12 protein-coding genes are annotated in these 19,545 nt (G+C 70.1%); 4 read left to right on the forward strand and 8 right to left on the reverse strand.

The annotated features are described in order from the left end of the window. Positions 1-7 precede the first annotated feature (7 nt). The gene (locus tag ACFVUT_RS21965) at positions 8-238 is read left to right on the forward strand and encodes a DUF6011 domain-containing protein (RefSeq protein WP_389658945.1); all 231 of its coding nucleotides are present in this window, start codon (positions 8-10) and stop codon (positions 236-238) included. A 131-nt stretch (positions 239-369) separates the two neighbouring features. On the opposite strand, the gene ACFVUT_RS21970 is transcribed toward ACFVUT_RS21965, so the two are convergent. Continuing rightward, positions 370-1,242 carry an acyl-CoA thioesterase gene (locus ACFVUT_RS21970; RefSeq protein ID WP_389658947.1) on the reverse strand — a complete coding sequence of 291 codons (873 nt, stop codon included), beginning with the start codon at positions 1,240-1,242 and terminating at the stop codon, positions 370-372. 49 nt (positions 1,243-1,291) lie between these two features. Next, entirely contained in the window at positions 1,292-3,805 is a 2,514-nt protein-coding gene (locus ACFVUT_RS21975) for a DEAD/DEAH box helicase (protein ID WP_389658950.1), read from the reverse strand. Positions 3,806-3,943: 138 nt separating this feature from the next. Between ACFVUT_RS21975 and ACFVUT_RS21980 the strand changes: the two genes are divergently transcribed. Beyond that, on the forward strand, positions 3,944-4,735 hold the full coding sequence (locus ACFVUT_RS21980; RefSeq protein WP_389658953.1) for a metal-dependent hydrolase: 792 nt from the start codon (positions 3,944-3,946) through the stop codon (positions 4,733-4,735). Between the two features lie 154 nt (positions 4,736-4,889). Here the strand turns inward: ACFVUT_RS21980 and ACFVUT_RS21985 are convergent, their stop codons facing one another. Continuing rightward, positions 4,890-5,885: an Lrp/AsnC family transcriptional regulator gene (locus tag ACFVUT_RS21985; RefSeq protein WP_389658956.1), complete on the reverse strand. Its 996-nt coding sequence runs from the start codon at positions 5,883-5,885 to the stop codon at positions 4,890-4,892. A gap of 280 nt (positions 5,886-6,165) precedes the next feature. Here ACFVUT_RS21985 and ACFVUT_RS21990 point away from each other — a divergent pair, with 280 nt between their 5' ends. After that, entirely contained in the window at positions 6,166-7,809 is a 1,644-nt protein-coding gene (locus ACFVUT_RS21990) for an MFS transporter (protein WP_389658959.1), read from the forward strand. 294 nt (positions 7,810-8,103) lie between these two features. On the opposite strand, the gene ACFVUT_RS21995 is transcribed toward ACFVUT_RS21990, so the two are convergent. The 5 genes from ACFVUT_RS21995 to ACFVUT_RS22015 all read right to left on the reverse strand — a co-directional run bounded on the left by ACFVUT_RS21995 (position 8,104) and on the right by ACFVUT_RS22015 (position 17,170). Then, entirely contained in the window at positions 8,104-9,885 is a 1,782-nt protein-coding gene (locus tag ACFVUT_RS21995) for an ABC transporter ATP-binding protein (protein ID WP_389658962.1), read from the reverse strand. Continuing rightward, complete coding sequence (locus ACFVUT_RS22000; RefSeq protein ID WP_389658965.1) at positions 9,882-11,801, reverse strand: ABC transporter transmembrane domain-containing protein; 1,920 nt, start codon at positions 11,799-11,801, stop codon at positions 9,882-9,884. Before ACFVUT_RS22000 ends, ACFVUT_RS21995 begins: the two co-directional genes overlap by 4 nt. Positions 11,802-11,998: 197 nt before the next feature. Further along, a complete protein-coding gene (locus ACFVUT_RS22005) occupies positions 11,999-13,450 on the reverse strand; it encodes a Gfo/Idh/MocA family protein (RefSeq protein WP_389658968.1) in 1,452 nt (483 codons plus the stop codon). A 241-nt stretch (positions 13,451-13,691) separates the two neighbouring features. Further along, positions 13,692-16,643 (reverse strand): FAD-binding and (Fe-S)-binding domain-containing protein, encoded by a 2,952-nt coding sequence (locus tag ACFVUT_RS22010; protein ID WP_389658971.1) that lies wholly within the window; start codon positions 16,641-16,643, stop codon positions 13,692-13,694. Between the two features lie 83 nt (positions 16,644-16,726). Continuing rightward, positions 16,727-17,170 carry a MarR family winged helix-turn-helix transcriptional regulator gene (locus ACFVUT_RS22015; RefSeq protein ID WP_389658974.1) on the reverse strand — a complete coding sequence of 148 codons (444 nt, stop codon included), beginning with the start codon at positions 17,168-17,170 and terminating at the stop codon, positions 16,727-16,729. A gap of 260 nt (positions 17,171-17,430) precedes the next feature. On the opposite strand from ACFVUT_RS22015, the gene ACFVUT_RS22020 reads away from it, so the two are divergent. After that, positions 17,431-19,236, forward strand: coding sequence for an ABC transporter ATP-binding protein (locus ACFVUT_RS22020; RefSeq protein ID WP_389658977.1), 1,806 nt, complete (start codon positions 17,431-17,433; stop codon positions 19,234-19,236). Positions 19,237-19,545 lie beyond the last annotated feature (309 nt).

The raw sequence follows: 19,545 nt of genomic DNA on the forward strand, positions 1-19,545 counted from the left end.
TCGACGCGTGGAGTCCGCTGAACCCTTTCCCGAATCCGGCGTCGAGCCCCTGCCCGAGGACGGTCCGACCGCCCGTCGGCGCGTGGTGCGTTGCCGCCTGTGCGGCCGTCCGCTCACCGGCACGGCGTCACGCCGCACCGGCCTCGGTCCGGCCTGCGACGCCAAACTGCACCCGGCGGCGCCGGACATTCGCACGCGCCGCCACGAGGTCGAGCAGGACCCCCTCCCCGGCATCTGAGCCGGTAACGGCTACGCACCTCCGAGCCCGGCCACGGGCACCCGGGAACGGCCACGGACCTCCGAGCCCGGCTACGGACCTCTGGGAACGGCCACGGACCTCCGAGCCCGGCCACGGGCAACCGGGAACGGCTACTGATCCAGGCGGCGGAACAGCCCCTCCTGCACCACGGACACCAGCAGATTGCCCGCGCGGTCGTAGATCCGGCCGCGCGCCAGTCCCCGTCCGCCGGTCGCGATCGGCGACTCCTGGTCGTAGAGGAACCATTCGTCCGCCCGGAACGGCCGGTGAAACCACATCGCGTGGTCCAGCGACGCCATGTCGAAACCGCGCGGACCCCACAACGGCTCCACCGGAATACGGACCGCGTCGAGCAGCGTCATGTCACTGGCGTACGTCAGGGCGCAGGTGTGCACCAGCGGGTCGTCGCCCAGCGGTCCGACCGCACGCATCCAGACCGCGCTGCGCGGGTCAGCGCCCTCGGCCTCCTCCCGCGTCCACCGCAGCCGGTCCACGTACCGGATGTCGAAGGGCTGCCGGCGGGCCATGCGCTCCAGCGCTTCGGGGAGTGCTCCCAGATGCTCACGCACCTCCTCGGCGACGGTCGGCAGCTCCTCGGGGTCGGGGACCTCGCGGGCGGGCGGCAGCTGGTGCTCGAACCCCGCCTCCTCCGGCCGGTGGAACGACGCTGTCAGACTGAAGATCGTCCGGCCCTGCTGGACGGCCGTGACCCGGCGGGTGGTGAACGACCGGCCGTCCCGGATGCGCTCGACGTCGTAGACGATCGGCACACCCGGACGCCCCGGACGCAGGAAGTAGGCGTGCAGCGAATGGACCGGCCGGTCCCCGTCGGTGGTACGGCCGGCCGCCACCAGTGCCTGCCCGGCGACCTGCCCGCCGAAGACCCGCTGCAGGGACTCCTGGGGGCTGCGCCCGCGGAAGATGTTGACCTCGATCCGTTCCAGGTCGAGCAGATCGACCAGGCGCTCGGCGGGGTTCGTCATGCGGTTCGTCTCCACTCTCGCAGCGGCGCCGCCACCACGGCGTACGTCCTCACAGCTGACCGACGGAGGTGACGCGGACGACGGCCCGGCCCTCCTCGTCGGAGGCGGCCAGATCGATCTCCGCGCTGATGCCCCAGTCGTGGTCGCCGTTCGGGTCGGCGAAGGCCTGCCAGACCCGCCACAGGCCGTGCGCCGCGTCCTCGTCGATCTTCAGCAGTTTCGGCCCGCGGGCGTCCGGACCGGTACCCAGATCCTCGTACTCGTCCCAGTAGGCGTCCATGGCTTCGCCCCACGCCTCCTCGTCCCAGCCCGCGCCGCCGTCCAGCTCGCCGAGCTCGCCGACCCTGTCCAGCGCGGCCAGCTCGACCCGGCGGAACATCGCGTTGCGCACCAGCACCCGGAAAGCACGGGCGTTGGCCGTGACCGGCTTCACCTCGTCGGCCCGCTCCTGCGCCTCCTCGGCGGTCTCCACCTCCGGGTTGGCGAGCTGCTCCCACTCGTCGAGGAGACTGGAGTCCACCTGGCGGACCATCTCGCCGAGCCAGGCGATCAGGTCCTGGAGGTCCTCGGACTTGAGGTCGTCCGGAATCGTGTGCTCCAGAGCCTTGTACGCGCTCGCGAGATAGCGCAGCACGATGCCCTCGGTGCGGGCCAGCTCGTAGTTCGAGGTGAACTCCGTGAACGTCATGGCGCGTTCGTACATGTCACGGATCACGGACTTCGGCGACACCGGGTGGTCGCCCACCCACGGGTGGCTCCTGCGGTACACGTCGTAGGCGTGCCACAGCAGCTCGCTCAGCGGCTTCGGGTACGTGACGTCCTGGAGCAGCTCCATCCGCTCCTCGTACTCGATGCCGTCCGCCTTCATCTGCCCGACCGCTTCGCCGCGCGCCTTGTTCTGCTGGGCGGCGAGAATCTGCCGCGGGTCGTCGAGCGTCGACTCGACGACGGAGACCATGTCCAGCGCGTACGAGGGGGAGTCCGGGGCCAGCAGGTCGAACGCGGCCAACGCGAAGGTGGACAGCGGCTGGTTGAGCGCGAAGTCCTGCTGGAGATCGACGGTGAGGCGGACGATCCGGCCCTCCGCGTCCGGCTCGTCGAGCCGCTCCACGACACCGCCGTCCAGCAGCGAGCGGTAGATCGCGATGGCGCGGCGGATGTGGCGCAACTGCGCCCTGCGCGGCTCGTGGTTGTCCTCCAGCAGCCGCCGCATCGCCTCGAAGGCGTTGCCGGGACGCGCGATCACCGACAGCAGCATCGTGTGCGTGACCCGGAAACGCGAGGTCAGCGGCTCGGGATCGGACTGGATCAGTTTGTCGAACGTGGTCTCCGACCAGGCGACGAAGCCCTCGGGGGCCTTCTTGCGGACCACCTTGCGCTTCTTCTTCGGGTCGTCGCCGGCCTTCTTGACGGCCTTCTCGTTCTCGATGACGTGCTCGGGCGCCTGGGCCACGACGAAGCCCGCCGTGTCGAAACCGGCCCGGCCCGCGCGGCCGGCGATCTGGTGGAACTCACGGGCCCGCAGCGTGCGGACGCGCGTGCCGTCGTACTTGGTGAGCGCGGTGAACAGCACGGTGCGAATGGGCACGTTGACGCCGACGCCGAGGGTGTCCGTACCGCAGATCACCTTCAGCAGACCCGCCTGGGCGAGCTTCTCCACCAGACGCCGGTACTTCGGCAGCATGCCCGCGTGGTGTACCCCGATGCCGTGCCGCACGTAGCGCGAGAGGTTCTGGCCGAACTTGGTGGTGAAGCGGAAGTTGCCGATCAGATCGGCGATCTTCTCTTTCTCCTCCTTGGTGCACATGTTGATGCTCATCAGCGACTGCGCCCGTTCGACGGCCGCGGCCTGGGTGAAGTGCACGATGTAGACGGGCGACTGCCTGGTCTCCAGGAGTTCGGTGAGGGTCTCGGTGATCGGTGTCAGCCGGTACTCGTAACTGAGCGGCACCGGCCGGGTCGCGGAGCGCACCACGGCGGTGGGGCGGCCGGTACGCCGGGTCAGATCCCCCTCGAACATCCTGACGTCACCGAGCGTGGCCGACATCAGGACGAACTGCGCCTGCGGCAGTTCCAGGAGAGGGATCTGCCAGGCCCAGCCGCGGTCCGGTTCGGCGTAGAAGTGGAACTCGTCCATCACGACCTGGCCGATGTCGGCGTACTTCCCGTCACGCAGCGCGATGGAAGCCAGTACCTCGGCCGTGCAGCAGATCACCGGGGCGTCGGCGTTCACGGAGGCGTCGCCGGTGAGCATGCCGACGTTCTCCGTACCGAACAGCTTGCACAGGTCGAAGAACTTCTCCGAGACCAGTGCCTTGATCGGCGCGGTGTAGAAGGTGACCTTGTCCTGGGCCAGGGCGGTGAAGTGCGCACCCGCCGCGACCAGGCTCTTTCCGGAACCGGTCGGGGTGGAAAGGATCACGTTCGCGCCGGAGACCACCTCGATCAGCGCCTCCTCCTGCGCGGGGTAGAGGGTGATGCCCTGCGTCTCGGTCCATGACGAGAAAGCCTCGAAGAGGGCGTCGGGGTCGTCGGTCGGGGGCAGCTGATCGATAAGGGTCACGCCCCCATCTTGCCTGTCTTCCGCCCGTATGCGGGAACCGGAGGACCGCCCGAAGATCACGGACGATACGCTGCCCACTCAACTCGGCCGTGCCGCACAGGCAATGGCAGCAGAACAACATTGGGGGCGGGAAGAACCATGATGGGACCGGCACACTCTCTGTCAGGGGCGGCGGCCTGGCTGGGGGTGGGCGCGGCGGCGGCCGCCGCCGGCCACACGATGCCGTGGCCCGTCCTCGTCGTCGGCGCGCTGATCGCCGCCGGAGCCGCGCTCGCCCCGGACCTCGACCACAAGTCCGCGACCATCTCGCGCGCCTTCGGACCGGTCTCCAGGGGACTCTGCGAGATCGTCGACAAGCTCTCGCACACCGTCTACAAGGCCACCCGGGGCTCCGGCGACCCGCGCAGGAACGGCGGTCACCGGACCCTGACGCACACCTGGCTGTGGGCGGTGCTGATCGGTGCCGGGGCCTCCGTCGCGGCGATCACCGGCGGCCGGTGGGCGGTCCTGGCGATCCTCTTCGTGCACCTGGTGCTCGCCGTCGAAGGACTGCTGTGGCGGGCGGCCCGGATGTCCAGCGACGTCCTGGTGTGGCTGCTCGGGGCGACGAGCGCCTGGATCCTGGCCGGAGTCCTGGACAAGCCGGGCAACGGCTCGGACTGGCTGTTCAGTGCCCCTGGCCAGGAGTACCTGTGGCTCGGGCTGCCGATCGTGCTCGGCGCACTCGTCCACGACATCGGTGACGCGCTGACCGTCTCGGGCTGCCCGATCCTGTGGCCCATCCCGGTGGGACGCAGGCGCTGGTACCCGATCGGTCCGCCGAAGGGCATGCGCTTCAGGGCCGGCAGCTGGGTGGAGCTGAAGGTGCTGATGCCGGTCTTCATGGTGCTCGGGGGAGTGGGCGGCGCGGCCGCGCTGAACTTCATCTGACCACCGGACCCCGGCGGAGGCCGGTTCGGCCGGCCGGCGGTCACCGGGACCGGGCCGGAGCCAAGGGCCCGCAGATGAACAACCCACGCGCGAGCATCACGCCGACCGGGGACGCCAAGTCCCGGAGTCCACACGTCAATTGCCCGCACGCCCCTTAAGCGGGTGCGGGATGGACGAGACGGCCGTGGGAGATGAGGGAGGCGGCCTGCTTGAGGCGGCGGGTCCGGATGCTGACCCCGTAGGCGTCCACGCCGGGAGTGGCAGCGAGGCGGGTGGTCAGGTAGCGGTAGAGGTCCTCGGCGTCGCGGCAGATGACGATGACCATCACGTTGTGGTCGCCGCTGATGGCTCCGGCGTACGCCACTTCGTCGTGTCGGGCGATCGCGTCTCCGGCGCGTTCCAGATGGGCGGGGGCCACGCGCAGCCAGAGGGTGGCGGAGAGGGGATGGCCGAGGCGTTCGGGCAGCAGGTCGATGTCGTAGGAGAGGGTGCCGGACGTTTCCAGGGAGTCCAGTCGGCGGGCGATGCGGCCCTTGGACCAGCCGGTGAGTTCGGCGAGCTGCGTGTGCGTGGTGCGGCCGTCCTCGGCCAGGGCGTCGAGGAGCGGGGTGTCCTCGGCGGCGGGGGACAGGAGAGGGCCGGCCGGGACGGGGGGCGGGCCGCCGGTCAGCGCGTGTCTCTGCTCGGGGGTGAGGTGTCCGCCGTAGCCGGTCCAGCCCGCTGTGTCCGTGCTGCCGAAGGGGTGGATGAGCAGGTCGATGCTCACGTCGAGTACGGAGGCGGACTTGGGCAGCTGCCGCAGCAGCATGTCCTCGCGCCGGGCGTCGAGCGGCGAGCGGATGATGCAGATGATCTCCGAACCGGCGGAGGCGATGCTGGCGTAGGCGATGTCGGAACGCCGTGCGAGCGTGTCGGCGAGCGGGCCGACGCGGTCGGGACGGCAGCGGATGCGAGCCACCCACTCCGCGGCTCCGTGCACGGCCGGATTGACCAGGCCGACCACGCGCATCACGCCGCCGCGGCGCAGAGCGTGATAGCGGCGAGCCGCAGTCTGTTCCGACACGCCGATCACTTCGCCGATGAGCCGGAACGGAGCGCGTGGCGCGCACTGCACAGCGCGGAGGATTTGCCTGTCAACATCGTCGATCACGGGGGAAGTGTGCCACGACGTACTGGTGCGGTAGAGGTTTCTCATCAATACAAGCCGTCGCTTCGTTGATTCTGCCTCGTTTCGCCGATGCTGGGGCCCGGGTTCGTCCGAACAGAGGGCGGCACTTCCCCCGGCCCCGAACTGCGGGACGGCGTTGTCCCCCGGCCCCCACCTGCGGGACGGCGTTGTCCGCCGGCTGCCGCGGCTGGGGAGGCCGACGTCCGGACAGAACCCCGCTGGATGTCGATCGCGGCGCGTTGCGCCGCAAGGGAGTGTTTTCGTGAACGTCACACCTTCGGCGAGCGGGCCGACCGACCGGCGGGCGGCAACGCTCGCCATGGCCTGCCTGGGCGTATTCGTCGCCTACTTGCCGGTGACCACCGTCGCCGTGAGCCTGCCCGCCATCCAGGCGGCGCTGGGCGCGTCGACGTCCCAACTGGCCTGGGTGCAGAGTGCGTTCGTCCTGCCCATGGCCGCGTTCATCCTGACCGCCGGGGTGTTCGGCGACGTGCATGGGCGCAAGAAGGTGTTCCAGACGGGCCTGTTGCTTTCCGCCGCCGGTGCCACCGTGGCGCTGACCGCCCAGTCCATCCAGGTGCTGTGGATCGGCCAGGCCCTCGCCGGACTGGGTGCTGCCGCGCTGCTGCCCACGACGCTGGCCCTGATCAGCCATGCGGTGCCCGACCACCGGGAGCGCGGCAAGTTCATCGGCCTGTGGGCCACCTCGCTTCTGATGGCGCTCGCCGTCGGTCCGCTGATCGCCGGAGTCATCCTGGAACACGCCGCCTGGCGGTGGATCTACCTGCTGGTCATTCCCGTCTCACTGCTCGCGACGGTCGTCGCCGCGCGGCTGCTGACCGACTCGCGTGCCCCGCACGGGCGACGGCTGGACTGGCCCGGCCAGCTCACCGCCGCGCCGGCGGTCACCGCGCTGGTGTACGGAGTGATCGAAGGCGGTGCCGGTTCCTTCACCGACGTCCCGGTTCTGGTGGCGCTGTTCATCGCCGTGGTCAGCTCGGTCGCCTTCGTCCTGGCCGAGCGGCGCAGCGACAGCCCGATGCTGGATCTGAGGCTGTTCCGCAGTCCGGCGTTCACGGCCACCACACTGGTCGCGTTGATCACCTTCCTGGCCCTGATCGGTTTCTTCTTCCTGCTGAGCCTGTACTTCGGCCTGGTGCAGCAGCTCGACACCCTCCAGGCCGGCTGGCGGCTTCTCATGGTCACCGCGGCTGCGATCATCGTCGGTGGTCCCGTCGGGCGTCTCATGCACCGGATTCCCACCCGCACATTGATCACGGCCGGGCTGCTCGTCGTCACCGGCTCGCTGCTCTCGCTGACCACCGTGGACGCGGACACGTCGTTCGTCTCCATCATGGGGCGGCTGGCCCTGCTGGGCGTGGGGATGGGCGGCGTCCTGACGCCGATGACCGCCACCGCCGTCGCGTCGGTGCCCCCTCACCTGGCCGGAATGGCCGCAGCAGGCAACAACGCCTTCCGGCAGGTCGGCGCGGCACTCGGCCCGGCCGTCCTGGGCGCCCTGCTCACCGCCAGGGCCCTCGACACCTTCCCCGGCCATCTCGCCGACGCCGGAATCGGGGGAGCGACCCGGCAGAGCATCGTGGAGACCGCCGAAGCGGGCGGGCTGGGCGCGGTCGCCCGGATGGATCTGGGCGCCGGCACGGGCCAGGCCCTGGGAGCCGTGGGCGACGCCTTCCTCGACGGCCTCCGTCTGTGCCTGTTCGTCGCCGCAGCACTCACGCTGCTCGCCGCCCTCGTCTCCGTGATCCTGCTGCGCCGCCCGCGCAGGCCGTCCACCACCCTGGTCACGGCTGCCGCGACCCCCTCGCAGCCCGCCCCCGGTCCCACGTCCGACGGAGTGGTCACAGCTGCGCCGGGAGGCGGCCGGGCCCAGGCGCGGCCATAGGCACGACGACGGCGCAGGGCCGGTCTCACCCGCACCGACGACGAGTCGCGCCCTGCCCGGCGCGCAGCGCCGAAGCGCTGCGCGCCACTGCTGCACCTTCGGAGGGATCAGGGCCACGGCCCAGTGGGTCGCCGATTTCCGTACCCTGGAAGGAAATTGATGTGACGCCCACCCAGGCGGAACGGCCCAGCCGGGACCGCGTGGTCCGCAACGGCGACCACACCGTCGTCTTCGCCCGACCGGGATCTCACAGCAGGACCGCTCCGCCTTGGCGACCTTCACGGTCCGGGCACCTCAGCCGTGCCAGGACCGCCACAGCGCCGCATAGGCTCCGTCCGCCGCCACCAGTTCGTCGTGGCTGCCCAGTTCGCTGATCCGGCCGCTTTCGACGACCGCGATCACGTCCGCGTCGTGTGCGGTGTGCAGCCGGTGGGCGATCGCCACGACCGTGCGGCCGTCCAACACCCGGGCCAGCGATCGCTCCAGGTGCCTCGCCGCGCGCGGATCCAGCAGCGATGTCGCCTCGTCCAGCACCAGCGTGTGCGGATCGGCCAGAACCAGCCGGGCCAGGGCGATCTGCTGCGCCTGGGCCGGTGTCAGCGCCAGGCCGCCGGAACCGACCTCGGTGTCCAGCCCTTGCTCCAGGGCCCTCGCCCAGCCGTCCGCGTCGACCGCCGCGAGCGACGCCCACAGCTCGGTGTCCTCGGCGCCCGTACGGGCCAGCAGCAGGTTGTCCCGCAGCGAACCGACGAACACATGGTGCTCCTGGTTCACCAGCGCCACATGCGTACGGACATCCTCCGCCGTCATCCGTGACAACTCCGCACCACCGAGGGTGACTTCACCCGTACGCGGAGCGTAGATCCCGGCCAGCAGCCGCCCCAGGGTGGACTTGCCGGCCCCGGACGGGCCGACCAGCGCGAGGCGCGTACCCGGCGCGACGTCCAACGACACCCGGTGCAGGACGTCCAGCCCGGCGCGGTAACCGAAGCGCACCTCGTCCGCCCGTACGTCCCGGCCGTCCGGAACAACCTCCGCGTCGCCCGCGTCCGGTTCGATGTCCCGCACGCCCACCAGCCGGGCCAGCGACACCTGCGCGACCTGCAACTCGTCGTACCAGCGCAGGATCAGCCCGATCGGGTCCACCATCATCTGCGCCAGCAGCGCTCCCGTCGTCAGCTGACCCACGGTCAGCCAGCCCTCGATGACGAACCAGCCGCCGAGCATCAGCACCGTTCCGAGGATCGTCACATAGGTGGCGTTGATGACGGGGAAGAGCACAGAACGCAAGAAGAGCGTGTAGCGCTCCCACGCCGTCCACTCCTTGACCCGCCGGTCCGACAGCGCCACCCGGCGCGCACCCAGACGGTGAGCCTCCACGGTCCGCCCGGCATCCACCGTCTCCGCGAGCATCGCCGCGACCGCCGCGTACCCGGCGGCCTCCGAACGGTACGCGGACGGCGCCCGCTTGAAGTACCAGCGGCAGCCGAGGAGCAGGACGGGCAGGGCGACCAGGACCGAGAGGGCCAGGGGCGGGGCCGTCGCCGTGAGCGCGGCGAGCAGCAGCCCGGCCCACACGACACCGATCGCCAGCTGCGGCACGGCCTCACGCATCGCATTGGCCAGCCGGTCGATGTCCGTCGTGATCCTGGAGAGCAGATCGCCCGTCCCGGCCCGCTCCAGCACACCCGGCGGCAGCCCGACCGACCGCACGAGGAAGTCCTCGCGCAGATCGGCCAGCATCTCCTCGCCGAGCATCGCGCTGCGCAGCCGCATCAGCCGGGTGAACACGGTCTGCACGATCAGCGCGAGCGCGAACACCCCGGCGGTGCGCTCCAGATGCAGATCGGTGACGCCGTCGGACAGGTCCTCGACCAGCCCGCCCAGCAGATACGGCCCGACGATCGAGGCGATCACCGCGATGGCGTTGAACGAGACGAGCACGGCGAACGGCCTGCGATGGCGCCGCAGCAGCTCCCGTACGTAGCTGCGCACGGTGGTGGGGGTGCCGACCGGCAGCGTCGTCGCCGACTCCGGTGCGGCAGGGTCGTACGACGGTTCGGCGACGCCGATCATGCCCGTTCCTCGACTTCCTCGATCGTCATGAGCGAGCCCCGAGCGGTCAGGTCCGCGGTCTCGTCGTCCGTCTCGCGCGTCACCACCGCCCGGTAACGGGGCTCCGTGTGCAGCAGTTCCCGGTGCGGTCCGATCGCGACGACCGTGCCCCGGTGCACCAGCACCACCCGGTCCGCGAGGTCGAGCAGCAGCGGTGACGAGGCGAACACCACGGTCGTGCGGCCCTGGCGCAGTGCCTTGATTCCGGCGGCGACCCGTGCCTCCGTGTGCGAATCGACGGCGGAGGTCGGCTCGTCGAGGACCAGTGCCTCCGGGTCGGTCACGAGCGACCGGGCCAGTGCGAGCCGCTGGCGCTGGCCGCCCGAGAGCGACCGGCCGCGTTCGGTGATACGCGTGGCCATCGGGTCGCCGTCCGCGGCGACGGATGCCTGCGCCAGTGAATCCAGCACATCGTCACACCGGGCGGCGGACAGCGCGTCCTCGGCGGTCACCCGGCCGGACGACGGCACATCGAGCAGCTCGCGCAGCGTGCCCGAGAGCAGCACCGGGTCCTTCTCCTGGACCAGTACGGCGGTCCGCGCCGCTTCCAGGCGGAGTTCGTCCAGCGGTATGCCACCGAGCAGAACGGACGGCACGCCCTGCGCCGTTTCCCCGCCCTCGTCCGCATGCGCGTCCTCGCCCGTGCCGGCGTCCGCACGCGCGCGCCCCTCCGTGCCGGCGTGCGCGCCCCCGTCCGTGCCGGCGGCCACGCCTGTGTCCACGTGCGCGTCCGCGTGTCCGCCGAGCCGCTCGGCCAGCCGGCCCGCCTCGTCCGGATCGCCGCAGACCACCGCCGTGAACAGGCCGGCCGGGGCCATCAGCCCGGTGACCGGGTCGTACAGGTCGCCGGAGGCCGCGGCGTCGACCGTCGACGGCCGGTCCGTGCGACGCAGCGACAGAACCCGGACCGCGCGCTTGGCGGAGGGCCGCGAGAACGAGTACGCCATCGCGATCTCCTCGACATGGCGCAACGGGAAGAGCATCAGCGACGCCGCGCTGTACACCGTCACCAGCTGACCGACCTCGATCCGGCCGTCGCGGGCCAGCGTCGCCCCGTACACGACCAGCGAGACGATCAGTGCACCCGGCAGCAGCACCTGGACCGCCGAGATCAGTGACCACATCCGCGCGCTGCGCACCGCGGCCCTGCGTACCTCCTGCGAGGCGTGCCGGTAGCGGTCGAGGAAGAGCTCCTCGCCGCCGATTCCGCGCAGCACCCGCAGCCCGGCCACGGTGTCCGAGGCCAGTTCGGTGGCCTTGCCCGCCTTTTCGCGCTGGAGGTCGGCGCGGCGGGTGGCCCGGGGGAGGAGCGGGAGCACGGCCAGGGCCAGCAGAGGCACGGCGAGTGCCACCAGGACGCCCAGCGACGGCAGATAGATGATCAGCCCCACGCAGATCAGCACGAGGGCGGCAGCGGCCGCCGCGAAACGGGAGAGCGCCTCGACGAACCAGCCGATCTTCTCGACGTCGCCGGTGGAGACCGCGACGACCTCGCCCGCGGCGACCCGGCGGGTCAGCGCCGCGCCGAGTTCCGCGGTCTTACGGGCCAGCAATTGCTGAACGCGCGCGGCGGCGGTGATCCAGTTGGTGACGGCGGTCCGATGGAGCATGGTGTCGCCCAGCGCGATCAGCGCGCCCAGGACCGCGATCAGGCCGCCCGCCCACGCGAGCCGGCTGCCGGAACGGTCGACGACGGCCTGCACGGCGAAGCCGACGCCGAGCGGCAGCCCGGCCAGGGAGCACTGGTGCAGCAGCCCCCAGGACAGGGCCTTGAGCTGGCCGCGGAGCTGATTGCGGCCGAGCCACCACAAGAAGCGTGGACCTGAGCGGACATCGGGATCGCCGGGATCCGTGTAGGGAAGATCGCGAATCTGCATGACGTCCCATGGTTCGGTGTGTGTCGGTTTGTTCGGGATGACTCAAACCGTGCAAGGTTCGCCCGGGGACGCCCACCGGGGCAATCGGTTTTCCGGGCAGGAGTCCGTATCGCGCCATGGTCGCGATACGGACGGGGTGGGACGGTGTGCGGGGCCCGGCTCGCCCGAGCGGGCCCCGCAGCCCGTCGTACGACCCGTCAGCCCTTTTCCGGATTCTCCGAATCCATGCCGGACCGGGCCTTCTTCCACTCGCCGCGCGTGAAGTCCGGGATCTGCTGCGGGGCGCCCTTCGCCTTGATGGAGAGATGGCTGAGCGGCACCGGCGACGTCCAGGTCGCGGCGTCGTACACATCGAAGTCCGGGACCAGGCCCAGCCGCATGCACTGCATCAGCCGGAACACCAGCATGTAGTCCATTCCGCCGTGACCGCCGGGCGGATTGGCGTGCTCCTTCCACAGCCAGTGGTCCCACCGGTCGTACGCGGAGAAGTCGCCCCAGCTGTCGTTCGTGTGGTCCGGCTCGATGTAGATGCGTGCCGGGTAGTCCTCGAAGACGCCCTTCGTCCCGCCCAGGCTGTTGATCCGCGAGTACGGATGCGGAGTGGACACATCGTGTTCCAGCCGGATGACCCGTCCTTTGGCGGTCTGGACGAGACTGATCGTCCGGTCGCTCTCGACATAGGTCTCCTTCCAGCTCGGATCGCCGGCCGGCATGTTCTTCTCGCGGTACTCGGCGAGCCCCAGGGAAGGGGAGCCGACGCTGGTGATGCTCACCGCCCGGTCTCCGCGGTTGATGTCCATGTAGTTGGCGACCGGACCGAAGCCGTGGTTGGGGTAGAGGTCCCCGCGCAGCCTGGTGTGCCACAGCCTGCGCCAAGGACCTTCGTAGTACCCCGGATCGAACATCAGGCCGCGCAGATCGTGGTTGTACGCGCCCGCGCCGTGCAGCAGGTCACCGAAGAGCCCGGCATGCGCCATGCGCAGCACCCGCATCTCGTTCTGCCCGTAACAGCAGTTCTCCAGCTGCATGCAGTGACGCCTGGTGCGTTCGGAGAGATCGACCAACTCCCAGAGCTGGTCGAGTTGGAGAGCGATCGGACACTCCACGCCGACATGCTTGCCGTTCAGCAGGGCGGTCTTCGCCATCTGGAAGTGGAAGTCCCAGGGCGTCGCGACATAGACGAAGTCGATGTCCCCGCGCTTGCAGAGATTCTCGTAGTCGTCCTCGCCGTTGGTGTAGACGGCGGGCGCCGGCTGCCCCGCGGCCGTCACCTTCGCGGCGGCCCGTTCGGCCTTGGCCCTGACCGGATCGCAGACGGCGACGACCTGAACGCCGCTGACGGCGAGAAAGAGATCGATCATGCTGCCACCGCGGTTGCCGAGACCGACCAGGCCGACCCGGACGGTGGAGCGCCGGTCGAACGGCACTCCCACCATCGTGCGTCCCTGGCGCTCGGGAGCTGTCGCCTGTTCCGTGCCGGCGGCCTCCGGGCTCCGGGCGGGGGCCGCGGACGCGGTGCCGCTGCCGAGACCGCCGAGTCCGAGCCCGGCACCGGCCACGGATGCGCTCGTCCACAGGACCGAGCGGCGGCTCATCGAGCCCTCGTCGCCGTCCTGCGTGCCGTCTTTCTGCTGTGCTGCGTCGTTCATCGATCCTCCAGAAGGGGGGTCTGACGTGCGCGGCTGGTGAATGAACCTCGTCAAGGACCTTGGTAGTTGAGCCTGCTGATACGCAAGGGGAACGATTGGACTCCTGCTCCCAAACCATGGACTTTCGTGCACGGCAAAAGCCGGGTGGGCTCGGCCATGACCGAGCCCACCCGGCTCTCGGGAACATCAGCGGGAACGCCGGCCGACCCGGGAAGGGCCGGTCACCGGACGGTCGCGGAGATCAGCGCACAACGGCCCCTGGCCGCGTGGCCCGCTCCAGCTCCATCAGCACCGAGTAGTACGTCTGCCCCGTGGCCCGGTCCATACCGATCTCGCACATCCGGTTGGCCGAGAGATGGGCGTCGTACTCCCGCGCGTTCACCTCGGCGGCCTCCTTCGCCGTCGCGGAGGCCGTGAGTTCCTTGTGGAGCATGCCGCGGTCGCCCGCGAAGGCGCAGCACCCGGCGTCGTCGGGGATCACGACCTCCTCCGCGCAGGCCTCCGCGACCGTGCGCAGGTGCTCCACGTCGTCCAGATGCTGCATGGAACACGTCGGATGCAGGACCGCCGAATCGATTTTGCGGAGCACGGTCAGCTCGGGAAGCAACTCGTCGGCCGCCCAGACCAGGGAGTCGACGATCGTCAGCTCCCGGTGCAACTCCTTGTTGTCGTCCGTGAGATACGGCACCACCTCATGGGCGATGCCCAGCGTGCACGACGAGGCGTCGACGACCAGGGGCAGTTTCCCGCCGGCCGTCCAGCCCCAGGCCGCTTCCACGATGCGGTTGGCCATGACGGTGTTGCCGTCGTCGTACCCCTTGGAGTGCCAGATCGTCGCGCAGCAGGTCCCCGCGACATCGTCCGGGATCCACACCGGCTTTCCGGCGCGGGCGGAGACGGCCACGACGGCCTGCGGAAGCGACGGGCCGCGGTGGCCCTCGGGACCGCCGAAGATGCGGTTCACACATGCCGGGTAGTAGACGGCGCTCGCCCCGACGCGGGAGGTACGAGGCAGCTTCCGGGCGGCGGCGCCGGGAATCTCGGGCAGCCATTCGGGCACCAGATCGGGGCGTACGGCCTTGCGGGCGAGCCCGGTGATGGTTTCCAGCGGCCCGTCTCCCAGCCGGTCCCCGATCCGGTCGGCCGCGGCGACCGCGAGCCGGGCCGCCGCCTCCACCGCCTTGAAGTTCTTCGCGGTGAGCGCCGCGATCCGTTCCTCGCGCGGCGAGTGGCGCTGGTGGCGGAAGTCCTTCATCAGGGCTCCGGTGTCGATGCCGACCGGGCAGGCCAGCTTGCACGTCGAGTCGCCCGCACAGGTGTCGACGGCGTCGTAGCCGTATGCGTCGAGAAGATGTGCCTCGACCGGCGAGCCGCCCTGCTGCCGCATCATCTCCCGGCGCAGCACGATGCGTTGGCGCGGTGAGGTGGTCAGGTCGTGGCTGGGACAGGTGGGCTCGCAGAAGCCGCACTCGATGCAGGGGTCGGCGATCGGCTCGACCTCGGGAATGGTCTTCAACCCGCGCAGGTGGGCCTTCGGATCGCGGTCGAGGACGATGCGGGGAGCCAGGACCCCGTCGGGATCGATGATCTGCTTCGTGCGCCACATCAACCCGGTCGCCTTCGGGCCCCACTCCAGTTCCAGGAAGGGCGCGATGTTGCGGCCGGTGGCGTGTTCCGCCTTCAGGGAGCCGTCGAAGCGCTCCACGGTCAGTCGGCAGAAGTCGTCCATGAACGCGGCGTAGCGGTCGACGTCGGACGGCTGCGCCGCGTCGAAGGCCAGCAGGAAGTGCAGATTGCCGTGGGCCGCGTGGCCGGCGACGGCGGCGTCGAATCCGTGCTCCGCCTGGAGCGCGAGGAGGGACTCGCAGGCATCGGCCAGGCGGGAGGGCGGCACCGCGAAGTCCTCCGTGATCAGCGTCGTCCCCGAGGGCCGGGAGCCGCCGACCGCGGTGACGAACGCCTTGCGGGCCTTCCAGTAGCCCGAGATCACCTTCGCGTCGCGTGTGAATTCATTGCTGACCGAGGCCACGGGCACGACCAGGTCGAGCCCTTCGACGACGGCTGCCGCCGCGCGCTCGTACGCCTCCCGGCCCGCCTCGTCCGGAGCCCGGAACTCGACCAGCAGCGCCGCGGTCTCCTTGGGCAGCTCGGCCCAGTCGGCGGGCACACCCTGGACGCTCACCGACGCGCGCAGCGTATTGCCGTCCATCAGCTCGACGGCGATCGCCCCTGCTTCGTTGAAGCGGGGCACGGCGGCCGCGGCCGAGGTCAGGGAGGGGAAGAACAGCAGGGCGGTGGAGACGTGGCGGTCCAGTGGCAGAGTGTCGAACACGACTTCGGAGATGAAGCCGAAGGTGCCCTCCGAGCCGACCATCAGTCCCCGAAGGATCTGGACGGGCGTCGAGCCGTCCAGGAAGGCGTCGAGTCGGTAGCCGTTGGTGTTCTTGATCTCGTACTTGGCGCGGATCCGGGCGGTGAGCCCGGGATCGGCCTCGATCTCCGCCTTCAGCGCCAGCAGGCCCTCGCACAGCAGCGGCTCGGCACGGGCCAGGTCCTCGTCGGCCGCGGGGTCGCCCGTGTCGACGACCGTGCCGCTCGGCAGCACGAAGGTGAGGGAGGAGACGGTGCGGTAGGCGTTGCGCGTCGTTCCCGCGGTCATTCCGGAGGCGTTGTTGGCGACGACTCCGCCGATGGTGCAGGCGATGGCGCTGGCCGGGTCGGGGCCCAGCAGCCGACCGTGCCGGGCGAGGGTGGCGTTGGCCCGCAGGATGGTCGTACCCGGCCGGACGCGGGCCCGCGCGCCGCCGTCCAGGACCTCGATGCCCGTCCAGTGGTGGCGTACGTCGACCAGGATGTCCTCGCCCTGGGCCTGGCCGTTCAGACTGGTGCCGGCCGCCCGGAAGACGACCTCGCGGCCCCGGCCGTGCGCGTACGAAAGGATCGCCGAGATGTCGTCGATGTCCTCCGGAACCACGACGACCTGGGGGACGAACCGGTAGGGACTGGCGTCGGACGCGTACTTCACCAGGTCGGAGATCTTCCACAGCACCTTCTCCGGCCCCAGCAGCCCGGTCAGCTCGCTGCGCAGCGGCTCGGGCGTGCCCTGGGCCTGCGCGTCATGAACCCGGTCCGGGGACGGAGTGCGCGCCGCACCGGGGCGGAGTGCTTCCGGCTTCGGCTCCAGCAGTGGCATGTCGGGCTCTCCTCGGCTGTTCGTTTCGGTACGGCGGCGGCCCTCGCGCGGCACCCGGCGGGTGGACGCGCCGGTCCGCGGGTTCAGCAGCGGCGCTGCGGCATTCCGTTGACCAGGGCGGACAGCAGCCCGCCCAGCACCTCGCGCTGATCGGCGGTCAATGGAGCCAGGATCTCCTCCGCGGCGGCCCGGCGCGCGTCGCGCAGCGACCGGAGGGTGGCGAGACCCTCCTCGGTGATCTCGATCCGGACCACCCGGCGGCTGTCCGGATCGGGGGCGCGGCGCACCCGGCCGCTGGCCTCCAGGCCGTCGACCAGGCTGGTCACGGCACGAGGAACCACATCCAGGCGCTGCGCGAGGTCCGCCATCCGGGGCGGGCCGTCGTAATGAGCGACGGTGCGCAGCAGCCGGAACTGTGCGGGAGTGATACCGATCGGTTCCAGCTGGCGGCTCTGAATCCGCTGGAGCCTGCGGGTCACCCGCAGCAACTGCTCGGCGAGGACGCCGTCGGCGTCGGAGGAGTCCATGGGCGGAACAATATCAGGACCTTGTGCATTGTGAGTATAGGTAACAATGAGCTATGCTCTCGAAAGCTTTGAGTTGCACGCTCTGCCTGTTCCGGGCTGTCCCGTTCCGAGGCTCCGTTCCGAGGCCCCGTTCCGAGACTCAGTTCCGAGACTCAGTTCCGAGACTCAGTTCCGAGACTCAGTTCCGAGACTCAGTTCCGAGACTCAGTTCCGAGACCCTGGTCCTGCGCGGAGTTGCCGCACGCCCGACGAAGGAGCCCATGAAACCCGAAGAAATCAACTGGACGCCCCCCTCTCCGGACGGGAGTCGCCCGCCCGCCGAGGTGCGTCGCATCCTGCGCCTCTTCCGTCCCTACCGAGGCAGGCTCGCGCTGGTCGGGCTGCTCGTCGGCGCCGCGTCGCTGGTGTCGGTCGCCTCTCCTTTCCTGCTGCGCGAGATCCTGGACACCGCCATCCCCCAGGGGCGTACGGGACTGCTGTCGCTGCTCGCCCTCGGCATGGTCGTCACCGCTGTGATGAACAGCGTCTTCGGCGTCCTGCAGACCCTGATCTCCACCACGGTGGGCCAGCGCGTCATGCATGACCTGCGCACCGCGGTCTACGCCCAGCTCCAGCGGATGCCGCTCGCCTTCTTCACCAGGACCCGCACCGGCGAGGTGCAGTCCCGCATCGCCAATGACATCGGCGGCATGCAGGCGACCGTCACCTCCACGGCGACGTCGCTGGTCTCCAACCTCACGGCGGTCGTCGCCACGGTCGTCGCCATGCTGGCGCTCGACTGGCGGCTCACCCTCGTCTCGCTCCTGCTGCTTCCGGTCTTCGTCTGGATCAGCCGCAAGGTGGGCCGCGAGCGCAAGAAGATCACCACCCGGCGTCAGAAGCAGATGGCCTCGATGGCGGCCACGGTCACCGAGTCGCTCTCGGTCAGTGGCATCCTGCTCGGCCGGACGATGGGCCGGGCGGACTCCCTCACCAAGGGTTTCGCCGAGGAGTCCGAGAAGCTGGTCGACCTCGAAGTGCGCTCCAGCATGGCCGGGCGGTGGCGGATGTCGACGATCGGCATCGTCATGGCCGCCATGCCCGCCGTCATCTACTGGGCAGCGGGCCTGGCCCTGCAGGCCGGCGGCCCCACCGTCTCCATCGGCACGCTCGTCGCCTTCGTCTCGCTCCAGCAGGGTCTCTTCCGGCCCGCCGTGAGCCTGCTCTCCACCGGCGTGCAGATGCAGACGTCCCTCGCGCTCTTCCAGCGGATCTTCGAGTACCTCGACCTCAAGGTGGACATCACCGAGCCCGAGAACCCCGTCCGGTTGGAGAGGATCCGCGGTGAGATCCGCTTCGAGGACGTCGACTTCAGTTACGACGAGAAGAGCGGCCCCACCCTTACCGGCATCGATATGACCGTGCCGGCCGGAGGCAGCCTGGCGGTCGTCGGTCCGACCGGGTCCGGCAAGTCCACGCTCAGCTATCTGGTGCCCAGGCTCTACGACGTCACCGGCGGCCGGGTCACGCTCGACGGCGTCGACGTGCGCGATCTGGACTTCGACACCCTGGCGCGGGCCGTGGGCGTGGTCTCCCAGGAGACCTATCTCTTCCATGCCTCGGTCGCCGAGAACCTGCGCTTCGCCAAGCCGGACGCGACGGACGCCGAAATCGAGGCGGCCGCTCGTGCGGCGCAGATCCACGACCACATCGCCTCACTGCCCGACGGCTACGACACCCTGGTCGGTGAACGCGGCTACCGCTTCTCCGGCGGTGAGAAGCAGCGCCTCGCCATCGCCCGTACGATCCTGCGCGACCCGCCCGTCCTCGTGCTCGACGAAGCGACGAGCGCCCTCGACACCCGTACCGAATTCGCTGTCCAGGAGGCGATCGACGCGCTGTCCGCGGGGCGCACCACCATCACCATCGCGCACCGGCTCTCCACCGTCCGCGACGCCGACCAGATCGTCGTCCTGGACGGCGGCCGGACCGCCGAGCGCGGCACCCATGACGAACTCCTTCAGCAGGGTGGCCGCTATGCCGCCCTGGTCCGGCGCGACAGCCAACTGGCTCCCGCGGCAAGCTGATCGATGGGAGCGGACATGCTGCGCCGAGACCGTACACGCGGCGGCGCCGCCGCTCCCGTGGGACGGGAAGCGACGGCGCCGGGTGGAGCAATGGTCAGACGAGCCAACCCACGAAGTGGACGATGCCGGCCAGCAGGTTGGTGATGACGTTCATTCGGTGATTCTCCTTGTACGCGGTGCATATGTGGGACTGCGCAGTCGCGGTCTGCAGCCCGTCGCTTGCGCCCTGTAATCATCAACCAGCCCGGCGGAGTTGAGCAACGAACAGCGAAACGATCACGCGTTCCAGCGAACACCCGATCCCCTGTT

It is taken from the genome of Streptomyces sp. NPDC058051 (assembly GCF_042885475.1).
In the GTDB taxonomy this organism is placed as follows: domain Bacteria; phylum Actinomycetota; class Actinomycetes; order Streptomycetales; family Streptomycetaceae; genus Streptomyces.